Source organism: Dickeya fangzhongdai (assembly GCF_002812485.1).
GTDB classification, from domain to species: Bacteria; Pseudomonadota; Gammaproteobacteria; order Enterobacterales; family Enterobacteriaceae; genus Dickeya; species Dickeya fangzhongdai.
The window spans coordinates 4143964-4165917 of the sequence record NZ_CP025003.1 but is presented as its reverse complement, the minus strand read 5'-3'; the positions used below and the strand labels follow the sequence as shown (position 1 = coordinate 4165917).

The window sequence follows — 21954 nt, the reverse complement described above, 5'->3', positions numbered from 1 at the left end:
TTGATGTTGCTCACATATAATCAAACGTGATTCAATATAATCATTTTCAGGTAATCGAACTGACGGAGAGCGGTTATGTCGGACGGGCGTGAACTCACCCGGATATTGGTGGTGGCGGATGACTTCACCGGCGCCAACGATGCGGGCGTCGGACTGGCGCTGCAGGGCGCACGGGTGAATGTGATGTTTGACGCCGCGGCGATCCGTGCCGGGCAGCCGGATGACGCGCTGGTGGTCAACACCGACAGCCGTGCGGTCGCGGCTTCGCTGGCGGCGGAACGCACCGCGCAGGCGGTGGGGATGTGGCGTAAAAGCGGCGCGCGCGGCTGGATTGTCAAAAAGGTGGACTCCACGTTGCGCGGCAACCCAGGCGCGGAAATTGAAGCCGCGCTGAACGCCGCCGATCTGTCGCTGGCGTTGATAGCGCCTGCGGCGCCGGCGCTGGGCCGCATCACCCGTGACGGGCAGGTATGGGTGCACGGTAAGTTGCTGACCGACACCGAGTTCGCCAGCGACCCGAAAACGCCGGTGCGTTCGGCGTCCATCGGCGAGCGGCTGGCGGAACAAACCGGCCTGGCGCAGGCGGCGCTGTCTCTGAATGAGATTCGCGGCGGCGATCTGGCGGCGCGCCTGCAACAGTTGCAACACAGCGGGATACGGCTGGTAGTGCTGGATGCCGAACGTCAGCAGGACCTCGACCGTATTGTTGATGCGGCGGCACAACTGGCGGAAAAACCGCTGCTGGTCGGCTCCGCCGGACTGAGCGAGGCGCTGGCGCAACATCTGGCGTTTCCGGCGCCCTGTCGCGCGTTGCTGGCGGTGATTGGTTCGATGAGTGAAATCGCTCAATTACAGATTAAGGCGGTCAGTCAGCGGCCGGACGTCACGCTGATTGACCTGGATATCGCCGGATTGCTGGCGACCGGCGACGACACGCTGGCGCAAACGTGCCGGCAGGCGGCGGCGGTGTTGGCGGCGGGCCGCCACTGCGTGATTCGTACCTGTCACGACGATAACCAGCGATTTGAAGTGGACCGTCTGTGCCAGCGCTACGGTATGAGCCGTCAGCAACTGGGAGACACGATCAGTCGCCGGCTGGGCGAGCTGACGCGGCAAATTGTGCAGCGTCAGCGGCCGGGCGGGCTCTATTTATCCGGCGGTGATATCGCCATTGCCGCGGCGACCGCATTGCAGGCCAGCGGATTCCGCATCAATGGACAGATTGCATCCTGCGTACCCTGGGGGCGTCTGCTGGACAGTCTGGTAGGCGATATTCCCGTGATGACGAAAGCGGGCGGGTTTGGCGATGAGGCCACCCTGCTAAATGTTTTGCGATTTATTGAGGAGAGCGCGTGTGAGTAAAATTATTGCGGTAACTATGGGCGACCCGGCGGGCATCGGCCCGGAAATCATCATCAAATCGTTGGCGGAAGGTGAACTGTCCGGCGCGCCGGCGGTGGTGGTGGGCTGTGTACAGACGCTGCGCCGCATTCTGGCGTTAGGTGTCGTGCCGCAGGTGGAGCTGAACGAGATTACGCGTCCTGCCGAAGCGCGTTTTGCGCCTGGCGTTATCAACGTGATCAACGAACCGCTGGCCGATCCGCAGGGCCTGAAAAAAGGGGTGGTACAGGCGCAGGCCGGCGATCTGGCGTATCGTTGCGTGAAACGCGCCACCGAACTGGCGATGGCGGGCGAGGTACATGCCATTGCCACCGCGCCGCTGAACAAAGAAGCGCTGCACTCCGCCGGGCATCTCTATCCGGGGCACACCGAACTGCTGGCGAAGCTGACCAACAGCCGCGACTACGCGATGGTGCTGTACACCGACAAACTGAAGGTAATCCACGTTACTACCCATATTGCGCTGCGCAAATTCCTGGATACGCTGAATCGTGAGCGGGTGGAAACCGTGATTGCGATGGCGGACACCTTCCTGAAACGCGTGGGCTACCAGGCGCCGCGCATCGCCGTGGCCGGGGTGAACCCGCACGCGGGCGAAAACGGCCTGTTCGGCGACGAAGAGATCACCATCGTCGGCCCGTCCATCGAGGCGATGAAAGCCAAAGGCATCGACGCCTACGGCCCGTGCCCGCCGGATACCGTCTACCTGCAGGCGTACGAGGGGCAATACGACATGGTGGTGGCGATGTACCACGATCAGGGGCACATTCCGCTCAAGCTGCTGGGCTTTTATGACGGCGTGAATATCACTGCCGGACTGCCGTTTATCCGCACCTCCGCGGACCACGGCACCGCGTTTGATATCGCCTGGACAGGTAAAGCGAAGTCTGAGAGCATGGCGATCTCTATCAAATTAGCGATGCAACTGGCCTGATAGAATCGCAGAGTATATACCCTAAATAATTCGAGTTGCAGAAAGGCGGCAACCGAGTGAATCCCCAGGAGCTTACATGAGTAAGTGACTGGGGTGAGTGACAAATCGGCGTAAGCCGATTTGAACGCTGCTAGCAGCGGCCCCGAAGGGGCGAGGCCCATGAAATGGGGCGAGTAACGCAGCCAACGCATCTGCAACTTGAAGTATGACGGGTATGATTTTTTTGAATACGTCGTGGGGCACACACATTGACTGATACGTTGCGTGTAAATGGAGAACGAGTGAAAGGACAAAGCCGTCTCGATCAGATTCTGGACTATCTGAAAAGCCATAATCTGGTGACGGTGGATGAACTTGTGACGGTCATTGATGCGTCCCCGGCGACGATTCGCCGCGATTTGATCAAGCTGGACGAGCAGGGCGTCATCAGCCGTAGCCACGGCGGGGTGACGCTCAACCGCTTTATCCCTTCCCAGCCGACCACCAATGAAAAGCTGCAGCGCAATCTGTCGGAAAAACAGGCCATTGCGCGGCAGGCGGCGTCGCTGGTGCAGCCCGGCAACGCGGTAGTGCTGGATGCCGGCACCACCATGCTGGAGCTGGCGCGCAATTTAACGCATCTGCCGCTGCGGGTGATCACCGCCGATTTGCAGATCGCGCTGTTTCTCTCCGAGTTCAAGCAGATCGAAGTGACGATCATCGGCGGGCGCATCGACGACAGCAGCCAGTCCTGCATCGGTGAGCACGGTCGCCGTTTACTGCGCAGCGTCTATCCAGACATTGCCTTTATCAGTTGCAACTCCTGGAGTCTGGAGAAAGGCATCACCACGCCCACCGAGGAAAAAGCCGGCATCAAGCAGGATCTGGGCACGAACGCCAGCCGCCGGGTGTTGCTGGCGGACAGCAGCAAATACGGCGCTTACTCGCTGTTCTGTGTGTCGCCGTTGTCTGAACTGACCGATATCATCACCGACAGCGATTTGCCGCCGGAGGTGGAGCGCCAGCTGCGGGCGCAGCCGTTCAATCTGCAACTGGTGAACGTGGCGGGCCGCTGACCGGCGGCTTTCCCTTTATTCTCTATTTCCCTTTATTCCCCATTTCCCTTTACTCTCTATTTCTCTTCACTCTCTATTTCTCTTTACTCTTGCGTTGCTCTTCACTCTCTTTTTCCTTCGTTGTCTTGCCCGTTTTGATTTCCTCCGACTCATGCGTACGGCGACTTTGGTTGCCGGAAATCGGCATATGTTCCACCGCGATAGTGTGTCAGGATGACTGCTTATACCATCAGGCTACAAGGAGATAAGCATGGGGATTACCCGCCTGAATCACGCGGTGCTGTATGTGTCCGACGTGGAGAAAAGCACCGCATTCTACCGCGATACGTTAGGTTTTCGCCCCAAACCGGGCGGCAGTCAGGCCGTGTTTACCCAGGCGGCGGAATCGGATAACGATCATGATCTGGCGCTGTTCGCCAAAAATCTCGGTCAGCAGCGGGCCGGCGTGTTTCGCGCCCGCGGCGAGCAGCCCGGCGAACATGAGCCGCCGGCGGGGTTGTACCATCTGGCGTGGGAAGTGGATACGCTGCATGAACTGAAGCGGATTCGTGACCGGCTGGCGCAAGACGGGCGGCTGGGGCTGGAGGAAGACCACGGCGTACACAAGAGCGTGTACGGCCACGACCCGGACGGCCTGCTGTTTGAGGTCATCTGGTTTATTCCCGCCGACCAACTGACGGACGCGGACCGCGATCACCAGGGCATTCAGCCGCTGGACTTCGAGCGCGAACTGGCGCGTTTCGGTTGATTGATGACGTTTCGGTTGATTAATGAATAGTTAAAAAGCTGAGGCACGGCTGCCTCAGCGTAGCGCTGCGGTTATTTATCCCACTTGGCTTTGGGCGGAACATAGGACAGTGCGCTATCCAGCACCGCTTCCGGGCGGTCGGAAACAATCAGCATGTCGAGGTACTCTTTTTTCATGAAGCCTTCGGTGACGATCTTGTTCACGAAGGTGATGTATTCGTCGTAATAGCCATTCACGTTGAACAGGATGCAGGGCTTGTGATGAATGCCCAACTGCGCCCAGGTCCACTGTTCGATGATCTCTTCGAGCGTACCGGCGCCGCCCGGCAGCGCGATGAATACATCCGACAGTTCGGCCATTTTCGCTTTGCGTTCATGCATATCCGCGGTGATGACCAGCTCCGTCAGTTTCGGGTGGGCAATCTCTTTTTCCACCAGATGTACGGGCATGACTCCGGTCACGGAGCCGCCGTGCTGCAACGCGGTATCCGCCACCAGCCCCATCAGACCCACTTTGCCGCCGCCGTAGACAATACCGGCCTCTTTCCCGACCAGATATTGAATAAGTTTTTCGGTTTCCTGCTGATAAATATTGTTATTGCCAGGCGCGGAACCACAGAATACGCAGAAATTTAACATATATTCCCTTTTAGTCAGGCGGTGCCAGCAATGAAATAAATCCAGAGTCTGGCGCTGCGGGCAAATATACCGGAGAGCAATGAGGGTACTGGAAGTGTCAGGGGCAATCAAGCGATGTTATTCAGCGAGAAATAGCCGGTAATATATTCTTCCTGCTTCAGGTTGTCGGTGTGATAAATGATAAGCGAAATAATAATCTACTGATTTTAAAATAAACCCTAACTGGTTTCGTTAATTATTATTCGGATGGTTTATGAGAGCGATTCACCACCTGACAGCGGTATCGCGCAAGCATATATCCGTCATCCTGTGCGTTGGTTCCCCAGTCACCTGCTGATGCTGGTGACTGGGGATTCGCTGCGTCGCCGCGGTGTTACTGGCAGTAGCGCGATAGATAGGCTTCCATCCGGCGAACCTGTTCGGCGTGCTGAGGTCGCTGGCGCATCACCTGCAGGATATCCGCGATGGTGGTCAGCGCGGACACGCGGAATGTGTTTTCCTGTCGAACGCTTTCCAGCGCATATCGCCCGCTGTCGTCCGCTTCCTGCCGGTCGATAGCCACAATATAGTCGGTGATGACGCCTTGTTGCTCCGTTACCCGTTCGCGTGTTTCCGCTACGGTTTTGCCGGAGGTCATGACGTCATCCAGCACGATCAGCGGCTGGTTGGCGATATCGGCGCCGATGGTAATGCCGCCGTCGCCGTACTGCTTCGCTTCCTTGCGATTGAAGACGTAGCTGATACCCGGTTTACGTCCGGATAACGCCAGCGCGGTGGCGATCGCCAATGGAATGCCTTTATAGGCCGGGCCATAAATAATATTCGCGGAGATATTTTCCCGCAGAATATATTCAGCGTAGAAGTTTGCCAGCGTATTGAGCTTTTCTGCTGAGGAGAACCGGCTGAAATTGAAAAAATAAGGGCTTTGTCGTTTGGATTTTAGCGTGAAGTCGCCAAAAATAATGATCTCGGCGTCAACAATAAATTTGGCGACGCGCGCTGATAAATCACTCATAGTAACTTCCTTTTATTGAAGATAAATGACGAATGCCTTGCTGGTCCATAATTTCCCGCAGTTGCCGCAGCATGGTGTAAATAATGCCGGGGCCGTGATAGACAAACGACGTTAATATTTGCACCAGATCGGCGCCGCGAATAATGCGGTCGTAAATATCCTGCCCGGTGAACAGGCCGCCGGAGGCGATAATCGCCAGTCTGTTTTTAGCCAGCGGATAGACGCGTTCCAGCATCTGTTCCGACAGCTTTTTCAGCGCCAGGCCGGACAAGCCGCCGCCAAGCGAGCGTGCTTGCGGGTGGTCGATGCTCTCTCTTTGCGTGGTGGTGTTGCTGACGATAATCCCATCCACCTGATGCTCGATGAGCAGTTCAATCAGGTCACGAACGGCGCTGTGTTCCATGTCGGGCGAGAGCTTGAACAAGATTCTGGCCGGTGCCGACGACGCCTGCCGGAGAGACTGGACCGTCGCCAGTACCGGACGCAGGTGCTTTTCGTCGACCAGACTGCGCAGGCCCGGCGTATTGGGCGACGAGAAATTGAGAGTGATGAAATCTACCTGTTCCATCAGCCTCGATGCGCAGGTTGCATAATCTTGCAGCGGATCGTCGCTGTGTTTGTTTTTGCCGATGTTGATCCCCACCGGCGTGTCGCGTCGAACCTGAGCCAGATTGGCGGCAACGTAATCCAGCCCGCGGGAGTTGAAGCCATACTGGTTGATCAGGCTCTGCTGTTTGGGAAACCGGAACAGCCTCGGCTTGGGGTTGCCCGGCTGCGGCAAAGGCGTCACCGCGCCCGCTTCGACGAAGGAAAACCCCAGCGCCGCCAGCGCATTCACGGCTTGTGCATCTTTGTCAAAACCGGCCGCCAGCCCAATCGGGTGCGAAAAATGCCTACCCAGCAACGGTTGCGACATACCGGCCGTCAGCTCGGCCGACAGCGTTCCTGCGCGGATGCGCGGCGCATAGCGCAGTCCGTTGATGGCGCAACGGTGTGCGAATTCCGGCGGCAGACGGCGCAGCACGTGGGTAATCAGGCGATGAAGGTGCTCAGTCATAATCGTACGGATTGAAATGGGTGATGTGATGCTGCAGCGCCGGTCTGTCGAGCAGCGCGACCCCTTTGTGCTGTAGCCAGTCGCGATCGTAAAGGCTATCCAGATAGTTGACGCCGGTGTCCGGCGCGACCACGACCACGCTGTTGATATCGCTGCGTTGCAGCGCAACCAGACCGGCGAAGAGCACCAGACCCGCCGACCCGCCCAACAACAGCCCGCGGCTGGCGGCAATCTCGTGACACATCGAAATCGCCAGTTGGTCCGGCACTTTCATGATGTCGTCAAATTGCTCCAGCGCCGTATTGTCCGACCGCCAGGCCAGCCCGATGCCGTTGAGCAGATAAGGCCGAAACTGGCCGCCCAGCACGGCGGAGCCGACGACATCGCAGGCCAGTACTTTCTTGCCGGGGTGGCGCGCCTTGATGCCTTTGGCGATGCCGGAAAGATGACCGCCGGTGCTGACGCAGCCCACCAGCATGTCGAACGCCAGATCGTCAAATTCACCGGCGGTATTGGCTTCGTGATAGGCGGGATTGTCAGGGTTGTCGTACTGATTCGGCCAATAGGCGTTCGGAAGCCGGTTCAGCAGTTCTTTGACTTTTTCGATGCGCCGGGATTGGTAACCGCCGCTGGCGTCCGGCTCGGTAACGCAAATCACCTCGGCGCCGTAGGCTTTGAACCAGTTGAGCGTGGTTTGCGAAATTTTCGGGTCAACGACCACCATGACCTTGATGCCCAGCGAGGCGCCGATCATCGCCAGCGACTTGCCCAGATTACCCGAGGTGGATTCGACGATGACGCCGTCCCGTTTCAGCCGCCCGTCCGCCAGCGCCTGACTGATAAGTCCCCAGGCGGTGCGATCCTTGATGCTCAGATTAGGATTGAACTGCTCCAGTTTGATGTAGCAGGATTTTCCTGCCGGCACGAAATCATGCTGCAACCGATAGACCGGGGTGTGACCGATCAGTTCGTGAGTATGGTTGACGATCTGAGTATGGTTGACGATCTGAGTGTGGTTGACGGTCTGGGTAGGGTTAACGGTTTGGGTATGGTGTTCGCTCATAGTGACATTCCTTTAATGACAGTCCATTCAGGCGCCCATTCGCGGGTCAGGCAGATATTGTGCTGGCGGGCAACCAGCAGCGGAGATTCAATGTGCAGCGCCCCGGTGCCAAACTGGTAGTAGGGCGTTTCGACGGACAGGACCATGCCTTCTTCAATCGGCGTCGTGTCGTTGGGGCCCAGCAGCGGCAGTTCATACGGCTCCAGCCCGATGCCGTGTCCGACGTGATGGCGGCGGTAGTGAAACAGGCCTCTGCTGTTAATCTTGTCCATCACCATATGAAAGACGTCCCGCCCCGTCATACCGGGTTCAATCTGTTGCAGTGCGAGGTCCATGCCTTGCTTCAGCGCGCCGTACTTTTCCCGGTACTCCTCGTTGTCGTGATCGAAAATCACGGTGCGGGCGATATCGGACCAGAACCCCTGATAACTGGCGTCGGCGTCGAACCAGAGTACGTCGCCGCGTTGCAGACGGTTCTCCACGCGAGGCAGGCGTTGGCCGCCGACGGCATGCCGACCGATTTTCAACATCGTAAGATCGGGAATGCTGCCGTCGCCCGCCAGCGAGGCATTGAATAGCCGGACGATTTCGGTTTCCGGCATGCCGGCGTGTACGTGCTCGCAGACATGGCGCACGGCTTTTTCGTTGTTGATGGCGGAGGCGGACAACTGTTCGATTTCAAACGTGGTTTTGACCTGCCGGGTGCGGTGCAGCATGGCGGAAAACGGCACAAAGCGGATCGCCGGGAATGTGCGTTGCAACGTGAGCAGCGTCATGGCGTGCAGGCCGTCTTCGTCGATGCCGATTCGGCGCATTTCGGGGGAAATCAGCGCGGCGACAGCCTGTATTAACGCGGTTTCCGCATCGGCGAACGCCGTGTTCTGGCAGGAATACAACTGCAGGCGGCGTTCCTCATCGTTGAGCATGACTTCATCGTTCGGCTCACGGAAAAACGTGCCGTAGGTATGCACCAGCCCGATGTCGCTCGGACTATCCAGCACCTGATCGATTTCGCCGATCGCATGTACCAGGTGGATCTGCCCGACGTTGCTGGCGGTAATCATGACGTAGCATTCGCCCTGATAAGGCCGCAGCGTTTTCACTACGGGCATAAAGCCGGAAAAATATTTGATGTTCTGCGCCGTTGCGGCGATAACCATCTCAACATCATGCTCTTGCATGATGCTTTTTAGACGATTTGAATGATAAATCATATTGTCACCTGATAAATGCGGTCACCAGAGGCGCTACCTCAACATCGCCGGAAGTAATATATTTCACCTGTTCAATTTCATTATCCGGCCGAATATTCAGTGACGCCGACGTCGTAAAACAATGCAGTAGCGTGTCGTCGGAATAATCATGTGATGGACCGATAACGCTGCGCAGATACGTCATGTCTTCTTCGCGTAACTGGATATTCAATTCTTCCTGCAATTCCCGAATTAATGCGGTGCGAATATTCTCTCCGTCATTAATTTTGCCGCCCGGTAGATACCAGACATTCTTATTTCGGGGTTTTACGACCAGCAATTGATTATTCAGATAATGAACCAGGCAGGCGCATCTAATCATGGTTTCTCTCCTGGCAGGATGAATGCAGCAGCTGATCGAGCGTCGCGAGAAGATCCCGTTTGTCATATTCCTGATGATGTTTGGCGGCAATACGCAGCGGATCGCCGGCGTGGTAGATTTCATACACCATTTGTCGCTGGCCGAAGCCGTCGCCGGTCAGGTCCCAGCCCAGATTCAGCAGCGCGGTCCGGTATGGATCGAACAGTTCGTCCTGCTGCTGCGGCGGCAGAACGCCCAGCGTGACGGCATCGGGAATCGATAGCATCGAACCCGCGCACAGCGACTGGATGGTTTGCTGCATGTCTTTGTACCATAAAGGGAAATGGTAGCGGATCGCCTGAATGGCGCTGATGTCGGGGTTGCAGACGCCGTGGTCGTCGATGGTCGCCGCGTTTTCGGCAAGCTGGATAGCGCCTTTGAGCAAATCAAGGCTGGTGGTCATACGCCCCAACTTCTCCTGCACGTGCAGAAACCGGTCCAGCCCCAGCGTTTGCGCAATGCGGGTGGCGACGCCGGTCAGCAATTCGGCTTTGGCTTGCCCCCGGATGATGCCCTGATGGCCGGTATGGTTGCGGGCCTTGGTTCTGTCGTAGAACGCGTTGGATTTCTCCACGTCGCGGAAAATCAGCACCCGTTCCCAGGGCACCTGAACGTTATCCAGCAGCAGCAGGCAGTCGATTTCATCAAACAGATTGGCGATGGGATGGTCGAGCGGCGAGTGTTCCGGATAGGTCAGGGTTTTGCGGCACAGCATCCTGAGATTGGGGTCGGTGACATCAAGGGTAAAGGCGATGGCGAAGTCTTTGTCGTTCTCGGTCAGGCCGGGCATGTTAAAGATCAGCACTTCGTCGGAAACCGGCGTCAGCGTGGCGATCATCTTGGCGCCGCTGACGGTAATGCCGTTGCTGTCGTAGTGGGTTACCCTGACGCCGGCGGATGGGCTGCGCAGTTCGGACAGCGCGCGGCTGCGGTCCACCTGCGGATTGATGGCCGCATGCGAGACATACAGGTTATTCTCCCGGCAGTAGTCGTAATAACGGCGGGCGTTATGCGCGTAATCGCAATACTGGTCGCGTCCCAGCGCTTCCGCATGACTGGCGATGGCCGCAATCGCGCTGTTGATGAAGTCCGGCGTTCTGCCCAGCATGCCGTAGGAGGTGTCCGCCACCGCTTTGTAGGAGCGGCCTTTTTGTCTCAGGTCTTCAATGGAGCGGGGGATCAGCAGGCTGGCGGCGTACTCGTGATTAACCAGATGTACGGCCGGGTCCTGCTGCTGTAATTCATAATAGCGATTGATAAACCGAATAGCGCCGCAGAACATGGGATGTCGGGAGAGATGACTGACCGGTTCGCCATTAACATAAACATTCCGGGGTTTTTGCATCCTCTGTAGATAATCAGACATAAATCCTCTGTTAAATTCCGTTTCGGTAAAACCGTGAATAGGGACGAGAATTGTCCCTGCCTTCAACAATGAATAATTGTCTCTTTCATCAATCGATATACCCGTCACGCTTCAGGTTGCTGGTGCGTTGTTCAACACGCAGGCGTGTTGCCCCGCAACGTGAATTAGTCAGGTATAAAACGCCAATAATCCATCATGTCTGGAAATATCCGACATGGCGGCGTGTTTCAGGGTGCTGGTTAAATATATGGGTGATGCAATGTTGCCTTATTGTAACGAAAGGCATACTACGCTTTTTTATTCGGAATGCAAACGGTTGCTTTTTTCGGGTAATAGAGGGATTTGAATAAATTAATATTTAAATTAATTTCTAATAAATGCTTTTATTATATTTTTATCGCGTGGGGTTTTTTATTTGGTTGATATAATTTGAAGGGTTTTTATTGCGTCGCCCGACGCTGCCGCCGGGCGAAATAAGAAAATAGCCGTGGCCGGTTTTATCCCGATTACTTCATGCCTGCCGCAATGGTGTCGACGTTGTGTTTAAACGCGGCGGTGTAGGTAGCGGCCGGGCCGTTGCTGTCGGTCAGCGCTTCCGGATAGAGTTCGCCGCCCGGCTGCGCGCCGCTGGCGTCGGCGATCTGTTTCACCAGACGCGGATCGGTCTGATTCTCGATGAAGTACAGTTTCACGTGCTCTTTCTTGATCTGATTGATCAGTTTGGCGACGGTTTTGCTGCTGGCTTCGGACTCGGTGGAGTAACCGATCGGCGACAGGAAGCGTACGCCGTAGGCGGCGGCGAAATAGCCGAAGGCGTCATGGCTGGTCAGCACCTTGCGCTTTTCCTTCGGAATAGCGGAAAACGTTTGGGTGGCGTAGTCATCCAGTTGTTGTAGCTGCTGAATGTAGCTGTCGCCCTGTTTGCGGTAATCATCGGCGTGTTCCGGGTCGGCTTTGACCAGCGCATCGACGATATTGTGGGCGTAGGTGATGCCGTTTTTCATGCTGTTCCAGGCGTGCGGGTCGGTGACGGTTTTACCGTCTTCTTCCATTTTCAGGGTTTTGATGCCTTTGGACGCGGTGATGACGTCGCCTTTGTAGCCGGAGGCTTTGATCAGACGGTCCAGCCAGCCTTCCAACCCGAGGCCGCTGACGAACACCACGTCGGCCTGCGACAGGGTTTTGCTGTCTTTCGGCGACGGTTCGAACTCATGCGGGTCGCCGTTCGGCTGCACCAGGTCGGTCACGTGCACGTGCTGGCCGCCAATCTGGCTGACCATGTCGCCCAGTACCGAAAAACTCGCCACCACATTCAGATCTTTCGCCATCGCCAGCGGGCTCAACAACAGGCTGGACAGCGCCATAACCAAAACAGAACGTTTCATCTTTTCCCTCTCAGTGTATTTGTGACGGACAATGTATTTGTGACAGGCAGTGTGCTTGTGACAGACAGCGTGTCATGCAAAAACCATCAAATATCAGCGGCGCGTACGCAACATGCCGCCATTCGAGCCAAACAGTACCGAAAAACAGAACAACAGCGTGGTAGTGAGGATCACCGCCGGGCCGGCCGGCAGGTCGGCGTAATAAGACCAGGTTAGCCCCACCAGACTGGCGCAGGCGCCGATGCCCACCGCCACCAGCAGCATGACCGGCAGGCGCTGGCTCCAGAAGCGGGCGCAGGCGGCGGGCAGCATCATCATGCCGACCGCCATCAGCGTGCCGAGCAACTGGAAGCCCGCTACCAGATTCAGCACCACCAGCGACAGAAACAGACCGTGGATCAAGGCGCGCGAGCGGCGCGACAGGATCTTCAGGAAGGTGACGTCAAACGATTCGATCACCAGCGCCCGGTAGATCAACGCCAGCACCAGCACCGAGCAGGAACTGATGACGCCAATGGTGATCAGCGCGTCGGCGTCGATGGCCAGAATCGATCCGAACAGCACATGCAGCAGGTCGACGCTGGAACCGCGCAGCGATACCAGTGTCACCCCCAGCGCCAGTGAGCCGAGATAAAACCCGGCGAAACTGGCGTCTTCCTTCAGTTCGGTGTGGCGGCTGACCACGCCGGACAGCATCGCCACCGCCAGCCCGGCGATAAACCCGCCCACGCCCATCGCCACCAGCGACATGCCGGAAATCAGGTAGCCGATCGCCACGCCGGGCAGCACCGCGTGAGACAGCGCATCGCCGATCAGACTCATGCGGCGCAGTAACAGAAAACAGCCGAGCGGCGCCGCGCTCAGGGTCAGCGCCAGACAGCCCACCAGCGCCCGGCGCATGAAACCAAAATCGCCGAACGGTTCGGTCAATAAATGAATCAGCATCATGGCACCAGCCTCAGTTGCGGCGGCATAGCTGTTTGCAAAGATGTTGTTGCTTGCAAAGGCGTGGTTACGCCGGCTGTGGACGACAGCACCTCGCCGCAGTCGCCCCAGCGGTGGCCTTCCGGGTGGAGCATCAGCACGCGGGGGAAGTGGGCTTCCACCTGTTCCAGGTCGTGCAGCACCGCCAGAATGGTGCGGCCTTCCTGATGCAATTGCCGGATCACCATCAGCAGCGCGCGGGTGGTCTGGGCATCAATGCCGGTGAAGGGTTCATCCAGCAGGATTACCGGCGACTGCATCACCAGCAGCCGGGCAAACAGGACGCGCTGCAACTGGCCGCCGGAAAGCGTGCCGATGTGCGCCTGCGCGAATTCCGCCATGCCGACGGTATCCAGCGCATTGAGCGCGTTGTTGCGCCATGCGCCGGAAATGCGCCCGAACATGCCGCAGTGCGGTACGCACCCCATCAGCACCAGATCGTTGACGCTGAGCGGAAACTGGCGGTCGAACTCGGTCAGTTGCGGCAGGTAGCCCAGTTGGCGGCGCGCCTGCGGAGCCATGCAGAAATGACCGCCAAGCGGCGGCAACAAACCGGCCAGAGTTTTAAGCAGGGTGGATTTACCGGTGCCGTTGGCGCCGACGATCGCGGTCAGCGAACCGCTGTCAAAACAACCGTCCAGCGTGCCCAGCGGGGGCTGGCCGGTATAGCCGAACATCAGTGTATGTAGTGTTATCGAGTGTGGTGCAATCATGCCAGCGTCACCGCCCAGGAAATCAGACCCCATAACAGCGCCAGCACAACACCGGCGATACCCAGCCGGGCAAAAGCGGAAAAAGCGTAAAGACTGGTCACAGTATCCTCCATCATTATCGTTATAATATAACATAACGATTTTGCGCCAGCCGACGAGAGGTAAAAAAATGTGTCTGAATCGTAAGGCGGCAAGCCGACGAAGAAAACGTCGTGGCGAAAGGCGTTATCGAGGAATTTCAATGTATTGACGTCGCTGCCCGGCCCTGTAACGCCTTACGGCACGATCGAGATCACATATTTTGTCGCATTTTATTTTTTGAATTTGCCCGCATTCAGGAGGAACCTCGTTGTTTCTTTTTGTATATAACGGATGGAGTCGAGAGTGAACATTCGGGTTAGGTATCAACTGGCTGCCGTATTGGCGGCCGCGCTATTTGGGGGCAGCGTCGCGCAGGCGCAGGATAAAATTCAGTTAACCTACGCCGGGTCGATGGGCGTGGTGATGGACAAGGCGTTGGGGCCGACGTTCGCCAAAAAAGAGAACCTGACCTATCAGGGGCAGGGGCAAGGTGCGTACGGTATGGCGCGCCTGCTGGCCAGCAAGAAGGTGGTGGCGGACGTATTCGTGTCGATCACGCCGGGGCCGATGCAGATTCTGAAAGACGCCGGACTGATCGACGACGCCATCCCGGTCGCCAGTACCCGTATGGTCATCGCCTACAACCCGAAAAGCCCGTTTGCCGCCAGACTGGCGGCGTCCGATAAAGCGAAAAACAGTGATTGGCTGAGCGTGTTGCAGGACAAATCGCTGAAATTCGGCCGCACCGATCCGTATAACGACCCGCAGGGACAGAATATCGTCTTCACCATGCTGCTGGCCGAGAAGTACTACCATCAGCCGGATGCCGCCAAAAAGGCGCTGGGCGAGGTGCAGAACCCGGCGCAGGTGTTCATGGAAGGCGGGCTGCTGACCCGGCTGGAATCCGGCCAGATCGACGCCACCTCCGGTTACGAAAGCGCGGTACGCTCCGCCAAACTGCCGTATGTGTCGCTGCCGGATGAGATTAACCTCAGCAACCCGGCGATGTCGAAACAGTGGTATGACACCGTTAGCTTCACCATCAAAGACAGCGCGGGCAAAGATCAGGTGCTGCACACCCAGCCGCTGGTGTTTTACGCCGCGGTGCTGAAAAACGCGCCCGATGCGGCGCAGGCCCGTAAGTTCGTCGACTTTATGCTCAGCCCGGAAGGGCAGGCGCTGTTCCGCCAGAACGGCTACGACGTTCCGAAAGGAACCGCGCTCTACGCCGCGAAGTAACCGCCGCGATGGCGTTTTGGCTGGCGATACCGGCACTGCTGCTGTTGGCGGTGCCGTTTGTCACGCTGCTGGGCATTACGCCGTGGCATCATTTCCAACTGGCGTGGGGCGACGGCGACGCTATCGCCGTTTCCGTCTGCCTCGGCCTGCTGTCGATCGCGCTGGTGATACTGCTGGGGTTGCCGGTGGCGCTCAGGCTGGCGCGCGCGAATAGCTCTCGCCGCCGCTGGCTGGTGGAACTGCTGGTGATGATCCCGCTGCTGACGCCGCCGCTGGCGATGGGCATCCTGCTGGTGTCGGTGTACGGACCGTACAGCCCGATCGGCGGCCTGTTATCCCGCGTCGGGTTGGCGCTGGTGAATAACCCGGCGGCGTTCGTGACGGCGCAGGTATACGGGGCTTTGCCTTATTTCATCACCGCGGCGCGCTCCGCTTTCGCCGGTATTCCGGCGGCGGTGGACGAGGCCGGACGCATTCTGGGGGCCACCGCCTGGCAACGCCTGCTCTACCTGACCTTGCCGCAGGCCGCTTCCGGGCTGGCGGCGGCTGTCGCCATCGCCTGGGTGCGGGCGATGGGCGAATTCGGCATCGTGATGATTTTCGCCTATTTTCCGCAAGGCATCCCGGTGAAGCTGTATATCAACCTGCAAAATGACGGCGTGGACGCGGTGTACGCGCTGGTGTGGCTGCTGCTGGCGATGACGTTGCCGCTGCCGTTGCTCTGCCTGCGCTGGGCGACGCGCCGGCAGGCGCGTGCGTGAGGTATCAGCGGTGTGAACGTCAGGCGTAGAGCGCGTAACGGTTGACGGCGATCAGCCGCGCGCCGTCCAGCGCGTCGCCGGCGGGCGGCGACAGCCGCTGTTGCCATGCTTCGGCCAGCCAGGGCCGGATATGCAAACCGATGCTGCCCATCAGCGACAGGCGGGGCGGTTCATGTTTCGCCACCGCAGTGAGCAGCCCTTCAATTTCACGGGCCGTCTGTTGCAGCAGGCGGGTCGCCAGCGCATCGCCCTGACGGGCGCAGTCAAACACCGGTCGGGCGAAACGGGCGTAATCGCCCGGCTTGGCCTGATTCAGCCAGTCCGTCGCTTGCGCGTCGCCGTCAAACGGCAGCGCCTGCTGGCGGCTTAATGCCGACGGCGCTGCCCAACCCTGTTTGACCCCCCAGAGATATTGCAGCGCCGCCAGCCCGAGACGCGCGCCGCTGCCCTGATCGGAAATCGGAAATTCGTGGCCGCCGTAAGCGGTGATGGCGCGTTGATGCCACGCCAGCCCGCACGAGCCGGTGCCGGCGATCACCACCCCGGCGTCTGCTCCCTGATTTACCGCCAGACAGGCGCCCAGCGCATCGGTATTCAACACCTGCGCGGCATAGGAATGCGGCAAAGCCAGAAACGCCTGATAAGCGCTGCGGTGTTCGGCGCCGGCCAGCGCCAGCCCGACGTGCAGACGCGAGCTGTCCTGCTCGCCCAATCCGCTGTGTTTCAGCGCCTGCATCAGCGCGTCGTCCACCGCCTGACGTACCGTTTCCACGCCCAGCAGCAGATTGGCGCGACCGCCGCCGCCCTGACCGAGCGGCGTGCCGTCGGCCCGGTAAATCCGTGCCCGACAGCCGGTGCCGCCGCCGTCAACGCCGGCATAAAGCGTTTCTCCAGCATAGGGTATGTCAGTGGCATAAGGCGCGGCGGTCATGAGCGAGCCTCCTGCGTGAAATAAGGAAGACAGGCCGCCGCCAGCGCGCCGCTAAAGCAGACCTGCTCCGGCTGGCGTGCCTCAGACATACGCAGCAACGCCGCCAGTTCACGGGCACTGCGTTTTAGCAGCGGCACCGCCAGCGGGTCGTCCGGCTGCGCGAGAATATCGGCCGCCAGCGCGGCGTAATCACCGGCCTGCGCCTGCTTCGACCAATCCACCACCTGTTCGATGTGGTTGTCGAAACGGGCAAACAGCGTGCCGGCCAGCGGCGTGAGCGGCGTCATACCTTCCACCGCCTGCAGCATCGCCTGCACGCCCCACAGCCCGAGCCGCGCCTGACTGGCCGGGTCGCCCACCGGAAACAGGCTGCCGCCGTAGCGTTGCAGCCGACCTTGCCGCCAGCACAGCAGCCGGGTGAAGGTGCCGGTCACCACCAAAAAACGGTCTTCATCCGGCCACCGTTGCTGGCAGAGGTCGTTTTCCGTCTGCCAGTCAAACGGCGTGTCGCCATCGATGGGCAGGTGAATCAGCTGGCGTTTCATACCCCTCCGTTACTGAGCTTTCTGCTGCTGACGGTTGGCGGCGATGGTCTGATTGAGCCGTTTCACGTCGTTTTCCGTCAGGCGCAGATACTCGTCATAGGACACCTGATTGTTTAGGTACTGGGTAAAACGGGTCAGGATAATCGGGTACAGCTCGTTGCCGCCCAGACTTTCCATTTTCTCCCAGTCGAACACGTAGGCCGGGATGTTGGCGATCTCGGCGCGGGCGGTGTTCAGCCCGTCGATCACGTGCTGATCCTTGGTCTGGTAATGCAGATCCGGAATGTCGGCGCCGACGATGATATTAAAGTGCTCGGCAATGTCTCGCTGGTTGGCGTCGCTGCCCAGCCATTCCATGAATTCCGCCACTTCTTTCGGATGCTTGGTGGTCTTGAACGGCATGATGAAGGTGGCGCCGCCCATCGAGATACATTTTTCCTTACAGGGAGCGGGCAGCATTTTCCAGTCGAAGCCGTTGCCGATCTGCTTGCTGAACTGGTTCAACTGCCAGTTGCCGGAGAAGTAGGTGACGATGTTGCCGTTCACAAAATCGTCCGCCATGCTCTTGTACTGACCGCCGCCGGCGGCGCCCCACATTTCACGCGGGAAGATGCCTTCGTCCGACCAGCGCTTCAGATCCTTGATCCACGCCTGCGCAGCGGCGTCCGGGAAGTTGATCAGGCCGTCTTTGTCGTAGCGCGTGCCGTAGGAGTAGGCCGGGCCGGAGAAGCGAAAACCACTGCGATCAATGGTGAAGGGAATGGCGACGCCGGTTTTTTCCGCCACCTGTTTCGACGCCTGCATCAGCTGTTCCAGGGTGTAACCCGGTTGCGGCAGCGGCACGCCGGCCTGCTGGAACAGGGTCACGTTGACGAACGGCAGGTCGGCGGTCCAGGAGGCGACGAAGCCGGGCAGGGCGTTATCCTTGTGTACCCCTTTGATGCGCATGATTTTTTCAATACTGGCGCCGTAGCGTTTTTCAAAACCGACCGGGTCGGCCAGATAAGGGCGCAGGTCGAGCGTGTAGGAGAGCAGGCCCATCTGGGTGGTTTTGGCGATATCCGGCCCCAGACCGGCGGCCAGTTGCATCGGCAACTGGGTTTGCAGCGCGTTGTAGCCGGTGCTGACGAAATTCACGTCGATGTGATCGTTGCTTTGTGAAAACGTCTTAACCTTCTGCTCCATGAAATGGACCAGCTCCGGATCGTCGTCGCTGTATAAAAAGGTGATTTGCGTTTTGGCGGCAATGGCATTGCTGCTGGCAAAAGCGCCCAGCGTCATAAAGGAAAATAACAGCGCGTGCTGATAGCGATTCATCATACTCTCCCACCCATATGGATATATATACCCGTCATACTTCAAGTTGCCGGTGCGTTGGCTTCCCTCACTCACCCCAGTCACTTACTTATGTAAGCTCCTGGGGATTCACTCGGTTGCCGCCTTCCAGCAACTCGAATTATTTTGGGTAGCCCCGTCATACTTCAAGTTGCTGGAAGTTGCAGGCGCGTTGGCTTTATTACTCCGGGTATATTCGACAGCCCTGATGCGTTATGCAAATTTGCATGAATAGCCTATTCAGTGACTAATCATGAACAAAAATAGCGTTCTTTTTTGTGAAGCATATTAAATATATTTCGACTCATGGCTGAGTCAACGTCTTTTTGTGATAAGAATCGCATATTGTTCACGCGATAATTTACTCTATAATGCAAAAATACGATGTTAAGTGCAAATTACCAATGTATGCAAATTTTGCATTAATTGCCGTTGATTTCCGGGTTGGGCACTGAAAAGTTGCATTGCGCCAAATAAAGGCGGCGAGCGCACAATAACGGTGCAAATAAATGCAATGGTGCAAATAAATGCCATAAGGTATTTCTTATTCATTAGCGTTTTTTATTTGGCAATGCGTTTTCGATATTTCATTTATTCGCTCGCGCGGTAACAAGGATTCGCCATGAATATCGGTTGGGTGTTAAAGAAAAATAGCGTGATTAACCGGTTTATGATTACCGAACTGGAGGAAAAATATTATCCTGCCGAAGCGGACACCCTGCCGGATAATGTTAATTACCGCTTTATTAACGGCTTTGTGGATGTCGGCGTATTGCCTTGTCGGGTGCGGTTCCTGAAAGAAACCGCGCCGCGCGCCGTCAGCCTACCGGAGCATCTCCGTTTTCATACGCTGTGGAGCGGCGGCGATGACGGCCAGTCGGTCAATTTCAGCGATTTCTGGCCTTGCCCCACCCATGTGCAGCGTTTTGCCCGCTGCTACCTGCACAGCGATAGCCTGCAACCGGCGCGTTTCCGGCTGTCTACCTGCGGCGGCGTGACCGTCTGGCTTAACGGCCGTCAGATCTGCCGGTTTACCCCGTTTAGCCGCAACACCGAACAACACTGTGAACTGACGCTACCGCTGCAACTGGGGCTGAATACGCTGGTGGTGCACGCCGAGGAGCTGTGCGAGCGTGATACCGACTACCTGTTCAGCCTGCGCTATCTTGATGAGCCGCCGCTGCGCTGGCAGGCCACGCCGGACGCCGCCTGCAGCGAACGTATACAGGCGCTGGACCGCTGGCTCAACAACCTGTCGCTGGTCGATAACCTGACCGACCGCGATACCCTGACGCTGCGGGCCGCCGCGCCGTTGCCGGAAGCGGCCAGCGTCAGTCATCGGCTGCTATGCAACGTCAACGAATCGGCGCCGGCCTGGCGGCAACAGCAATCGCTGGCGGCGGGCAACGCCGGCTGGCAGGTGACGCTGCCGACAGGGCTGGTGGGCTATTACGATCTGGTATGCAGCGCGGTGTGCGACGGCATCACGCTGAATCGCAGTATCAGCTTCGGCCGCCTGCCGACGCAGACCATGCCGTCGCTGCCGACGCTGGCCGCCCGGCGCGACTACCTGCTGCGCCACACCGCGCTGCACGGCTTCGAACGGATTGGCCGGGTGTTGGCTGCCTTCGCCACCGGCGAAGGGACGGCGGATATCATGCCTGCCCTCAATCAGGCGCTGCACAAGATCAGCCGTCGGGAAGACTGCGCCGACTTTCAACTGGTGCCGCTCATCTGGCTGTGGCAGCGCTATCAGGGCCAGCGGCTGACGGCGCATGACTGGCGGCGCGTGCGCAGCGTAATCCTCGGTTTTCGTTACTGGATCGACGAGCCGGGCAACGACACCATGTGGTTCTGGAGCGAGAACCATTGCCTCTGTTTCCACGTCGCGCAGTATCTGGCCGGACAAAACTTTCCCGATGCGGTATTTGTGTGCAGCGGCCGTCGGGGCCGCGAGCAGCAGGCCATCGCCCGTCAGCGGCTGGATCGCTGGTTTGACGCCATTCTGGAACATGGGCTGGTGGAGTGGAACTCCGCCGCTTACTACCCTATCGATCTGATCGGGCTGGTGGCGCTAGCCGAGCTGGCCAGCGATGCAAGCCTGCGTGAACGCGCCCGCACCGTTATCGACCGTATCCTGCTGATGACCGCCTGGGTGCATCAGAACGGCGTGGCGGTCGGCACCATGGGCCGCGCCTACGATAAGGAACTGCGCTCCGGCATGTTGACCGAACTGTCAGGCCTGTGTGCGCTGGTGTGGGGCGAAGGCTGGTTGATTCCGCATTGCGCGGCGCTGCCGCTCCTGTGCCTGAGCCAGTATCAACCGCCTGACGAGACGCTCGCTATCGCCCACTGGCCGTCGCCGCAGGGCGCGCAGGCGCGCTGGGTGCAGGGGCTGAACCGCAGCGCCCGCGTGATTGCCTGGAAGCAGCAGGACGTGGCGTTTTCCTCGGTCTTCGATCATCACCCCGGCCAGCCGGGGCACCAGCAGCATGTGCTGGATATCCGTCTTGGCCGGCATTACGCCGCCCGGCTGTGGGTCAACCATCCCGGCGAAGATCGCCCGGACGGCGTACATCGCCCATCTTATTGGGCAGGCAACGGCCGCCTGCCGCACGTGATGCAGCATCGCAACCGCGCCTGGATGATTTTCGATTTGCAGCACGACCTGCGCCGCTGGACCCATCTTTACCTGCCGCGCGCCGCGCTGGACGAGGTGGTGGTGGACGCGTGCTGGTGTTTTGTGCGCGGCGGCAACGGTTATGCCGCGCTGCACAACCCGGCGGGGCTGCAACTGCATACGCCGGACGGCGGGCAGCCGGACAGCGAATTGCGCGCCTTCGGCGAGCATAACGTCTGGTACATCGCGGTGGACAGCGGGCAGGGCGCGGCGGGTTTCCCGGCGTTTATCGCACGCTTCCGCCACCGCCAGGCGCAACGGTCGGACGACGGCGCGGCGCAGTTTGACGACCCGGACTACGGCCTGATGGCCTGGCAGCCGGCGAGCGGTTTTTCTGTCAATCATCATCCCTTTGCGTTTCCCGACACGGTGTCGGTGATGCCTGAGCGTACCGAGGAGGATCGGTAAC

The 21954-nt window shown here is 58.5% G+C and carries 20 protein-coding genes; 7 read left to right on the top strand and 13 right to left on the bottom strand.

Annotation, left to right across the window (positions count from 1 at the left end; translation table 11 throughout):
• Positions 1–75: 75 nt before the first annotated feature.
• The 4 genes from dtnK (at position 76) to CVE23_RS18640 (ending at position 4138) form a co-directional block, all read left to right on the top strand.
• Positions 76–1362, top strand: a complete 1287-nt coding sequence (dtnK, locus tag CVE23_RS18655) for a D-threonate kinase (protein ID WP_049855506.1) — start codon at positions 76–78, stop codon at positions 1360–1362.
• Complete coding sequence (locus CVE23_RS18650) at positions 1355–2335, top strand: D-threonate 4-phosphate dehydrogenase (RefSeq protein ID WP_038665817.1); 981 nt, start codon at positions 1355–1357, stop codon at positions 2333–2335. The genes dtnK and CVE23_RS18650 overlap by 8 nt, the downstream gene beginning before the upstream one ends.
• Positions 2336–2562: 227 nt before the next feature.
• A complete protein-coding gene (locus tag CVE23_RS18645; RefSeq protein WP_049842472.1) occupies positions 2563–3390 on the top strand; it encodes a DeoR/GlpR family DNA-binding transcription regulator in 828 nt (275 codons plus the stop codon).
• A gap of 250 nt (positions 3391–3640) precedes the next feature.
• Positions 3641–4138 (top strand): VOC family protein, encoded by a 498-nt coding sequence (locus CVE23_RS18640; RefSeq protein WP_100850137.1) that lies wholly within the window; start codon positions 3641–3643, stop codon positions 4136–4138.
• A 71-nt stretch (positions 4139–4209) separates the two neighbouring features.
• Here CVE23_RS18640 and CVE23_RS18635 read toward each other — a convergent pair whose 3' ends face one another.
• The 10 genes from CVE23_RS18635 to CVE23_RS18590 form a co-directional block, all read right to left on the bottom strand.
• Positions 4210–4776 carry an LOG family protein gene (locus tag CVE23_RS18635; RefSeq protein WP_038920196.1) on the bottom strand — a complete coding sequence of 189 codons (567 nt, stop codon included), beginning with the start codon at positions 4774–4776 and terminating at the stop codon, positions 4210–4212.
• Between the two features lie 373 nt (positions 4777–5149).
• Entirely contained in the window at positions 5150–5791 is a 642-nt protein-coding gene (gene pyrE, locus CVE23_RS18630; protein ID WP_100850136.1) for an orotate phosphoribosyltransferase, read from the bottom strand.
• Positions 5784–6848, bottom strand: coding sequence for a quinone-dependent dihydroorotate dehydrogenase (locus tag CVE23_RS18625; protein ID WP_100850135.1), 1065 nt, complete (start codon positions 6846–6848; stop codon positions 5784–5786). The genes pyrE and CVE23_RS18625 overlap by 8 nt, the downstream gene beginning before the upstream one ends.
• Complete coding sequence (locus tag CVE23_RS18620) at positions 6841–7911, bottom strand: cysteine synthase family protein (protein ID WP_100850134.1); 1071 nt, start codon at positions 7909–7911, stop codon at positions 6841–6843. Before CVE23_RS18620 ends, CVE23_RS18625 begins: the two co-directional genes overlap by 8 nt.
• Positions 7908–9125, bottom strand: coding sequence for a M24 family metallopeptidase (locus tag CVE23_RS18615; protein ID WP_100850133.1), 1218 nt, complete (start codon positions 9123–9125; stop codon positions 7908–7910). The genes CVE23_RS18620 and CVE23_RS18615 overlap by 4 nt, the downstream gene beginning before the upstream one ends.
• Before the next feature lie 4 nt (positions 9126–9129).
• Complete coding sequence (locus tag CVE23_RS18610; RefSeq protein WP_049842468.1) at positions 9130–9486, bottom strand: NUDIX hydrolase; 357 nt, start codon at positions 9484–9486, stop codon at positions 9130–9132.
• A complete protein-coding gene (locus tag CVE23_RS18605; protein WP_100850131.1) occupies positions 9479–10891 on the bottom strand; it encodes a 4-hydroxyphenylacetate 3-hydroxylase N-terminal domain-containing protein in 1413 nt (470 codons plus the stop codon). Before CVE23_RS18605 ends, CVE23_RS18610 begins: the two co-directional genes overlap by 8 nt.
• Before the next feature lie 506 nt (positions 10892–11397).
• The gene (locus tag CVE23_RS18600) at positions 11398–12276 is read right to left on the bottom strand and encodes a metal ABC transporter substrate-binding protein (protein WP_038665845.1); all 879 of its coding nucleotides are present in this window, start codon (positions 12274–12276) and stop codon (positions 11398–11400) included.
• Between the two features lie 93 nt (positions 12277–12369).
• Positions 12370–13224, bottom strand: coding sequence for a metal ABC transporter permease (locus CVE23_RS18595; RefSeq protein WP_100850130.1), 855 nt, complete (start codon positions 13222–13224; stop codon positions 12370–12372).
• A complete protein-coding gene (locus tag CVE23_RS18590; protein WP_225622612.1) occupies positions 13221–13973 on the bottom strand; it encodes a metal ABC transporter ATP-binding protein in 753 nt (250 codons plus the stop codon). Before CVE23_RS18590 ends, CVE23_RS18595 begins: the two co-directional genes overlap by 4 nt.
• A 384-nt stretch (positions 13974–14357) precedes the next feature.
• On the opposite strand from CVE23_RS18590, the gene CVE23_RS18585 reads away from it, so the two are divergent.
• The gene (locus tag CVE23_RS18585) at positions 14358–15293 is read left to right on the top strand and encodes an extracellular solute-binding protein (protein ID WP_188726112.1); all 936 of its coding nucleotides are present in this window, start codon (positions 14358–14360) and stop codon (positions 15291–15293) included.
• An 8-nt stretch (positions 15294–15301) separates the two neighbouring features.
• Positions 15302–16054: a molybdate ABC transporter permease subunit gene (locus CVE23_RS18580; protein WP_100850127.1), complete on the top strand. Its 753-nt coding sequence runs from the start codon at positions 15302–15304 to the stop codon at positions 16052–16054.
• Between the two features lie 19 nt (positions 16055–16073).
• On the opposite strand, the gene CVE23_RS18575 is transcribed toward CVE23_RS18580, so the two are convergent.
• The 3 genes from CVE23_RS18575 to CVE23_RS18565 are packed head-to-tail and all read right to left on the bottom strand — an operon-like array spanning position 16074 to position 18847.
• Positions 16074–16985, bottom strand: a complete 912-nt coding sequence (locus tag CVE23_RS18575; protein ID WP_100850126.1) for a glucosamine kinase nucleotide-binding domain-containing protein — start codon at positions 16983–16985, stop codon at positions 16074–16076.
• Positions 16982–17530 carry a glucosamine kinase gene (locus tag CVE23_RS18570; RefSeq protein WP_038665859.1) on the bottom strand — a complete coding sequence of 183 codons (549 nt, stop codon included), beginning with the start codon at positions 17528–17530 and terminating at the stop codon, positions 16982–16984. The genes CVE23_RS18575 and CVE23_RS18570 overlap by 4 nt, the downstream gene beginning before the upstream one ends.
• Before the next feature lie 9 nt (positions 17531–17539).
• The gene (locus CVE23_RS18565; protein WP_100850495.1) at positions 17540–18847 is read right to left on the bottom strand and encodes an ABC transporter substrate-binding protein; all 1308 of its coding nucleotides are present in this window, start codon (positions 18845–18847) and stop codon (positions 17540–17542) included.
• A gap of 640 nt (positions 18848–19487) precedes the next feature.
• Here CVE23_RS18565 and CVE23_RS18560 point away from each other — a divergent pair.
• Complete coding sequence (locus CVE23_RS18560; RefSeq protein WP_100850125.1) at positions 19488–21953, top strand: hypothetical protein; 2466 nt, start codon at positions 19488–19490, stop codon at positions 21951–21953.
• Position 21954: the final 1 nt, after the last annotated feature.

Bases quoted from the DNA above. Each gene is read 5' to 3' on its own strand.
- CVE23_RS18570 (WP_038665859.1), bottom strand. From the start codon at position 17,530: ATGAAACGCCAGCTGATTCACCTGCCCATCGATGGCGACACGCCGTTT.
- CVE23_RS18565 (WP_100850495.1), bottom strand. From the start codon at position 18,847: ATGAATCGCTATCAGCACGCGCTGTTATTTTCCTTTATGACGCTGGGC.
- CVE23_RS18600 (WP_038665845.1), bottom strand. From the start codon at position 12,276: ATGAAACGTTCTGTTTTGGTTATGGCGCTGTCCAGCCTGTTGTTGAGC.
- pyrE (WP_100850136.1), bottom strand. From the start codon at position 5,791: ATGAGTGATTTATCAGCGCGCGTCGCCAAATTTATTGTTGACGCCGAG.
- CVE23_RS18620 (WP_100850134.1), bottom strand. From the start codon at position 7,911: ATGAGCGAACACCATACCCAAACCGTTAACCCTACCCAGACCGTCAAC.
- CVE23_RS18605 (WP_100850131.1), bottom strand. From the start codon at position 10,891: ATGTCTGATTATCTACAGAGGATGCAAAAACCCCGGAATGTTTATGTT.
- CVE23_RS18640 (WP_100850137.1), top strand. From the start codon at position 3,641: ATGGGGATTACCCGCCTGAATCACGCGGTGCTGTATGTGTCCGACGTG.
- CVE23_RS18595 (WP_100850130.1), bottom strand. From the start codon at position 13,224: ATGATGCTGATTCATTTATTGACCGAACCGTTCGGCGATTTTGGTTTC.
- CVE23_RS18580 (WP_100850127.1), top strand. From the start codon at position 15,302: ATGGCGTTTTGGCTGGCGATACCGGCACTGCTGCTGTTGGCGGTGCCG.
- CVE23_RS18635 (WP_038920196.1), bottom strand. From the start codon at position 4,776: ATGTTAAATTTCTGCGTATTCTGTGGTTCCGCGCCTGGCAATAACAAT.
- CVE23_RS18575 (WP_100850126.1), bottom strand. From the start codon at position 16,985: ATGACCGCCGCGCCTTATGCCACTGACATACCCTATGCTGGAGAAACG.
- CVE23_RS18615 (WP_100850133.1), bottom strand. From the start codon at position 9,125: ATGATTTATCATTCAAATCGTCTAAAAAGCATCATGCAAGAGCATGAT.
- CVE23_RS18590 (WP_225622612.1), bottom strand. From the start codon at position 13,973: ATGATTGCACCACACTCGATAACACTACATACACTGATGTTCGGCTAT.
- CVE23_RS18625 (WP_100850135.1), bottom strand. From the start codon at position 6,848: ATGACTGAGCACCTTCATCGCCTGATTACCCACGTGCTGCGCCGTCTG.
- CVE23_RS18610 (WP_049842468.1), bottom strand. From the start codon at position 9,486: ATGATTAGATGCGCCTGCCTGGTTCATTATCTGAATAATCAATTGCTG.
- CVE23_RS18560 (WP_100850125.1), top strand. From the start codon at position 19,488: ATGAATATCGGTTGGGTGTTAAAGAAAAATAGCGTGATTAACCGGTTT.
- dtnK (WP_049855506.1), top strand. From the start codon at position 76: ATGTCGGACGGGCGTGAACTCACCCGGATATTGGTGGTGGCGGATGAC.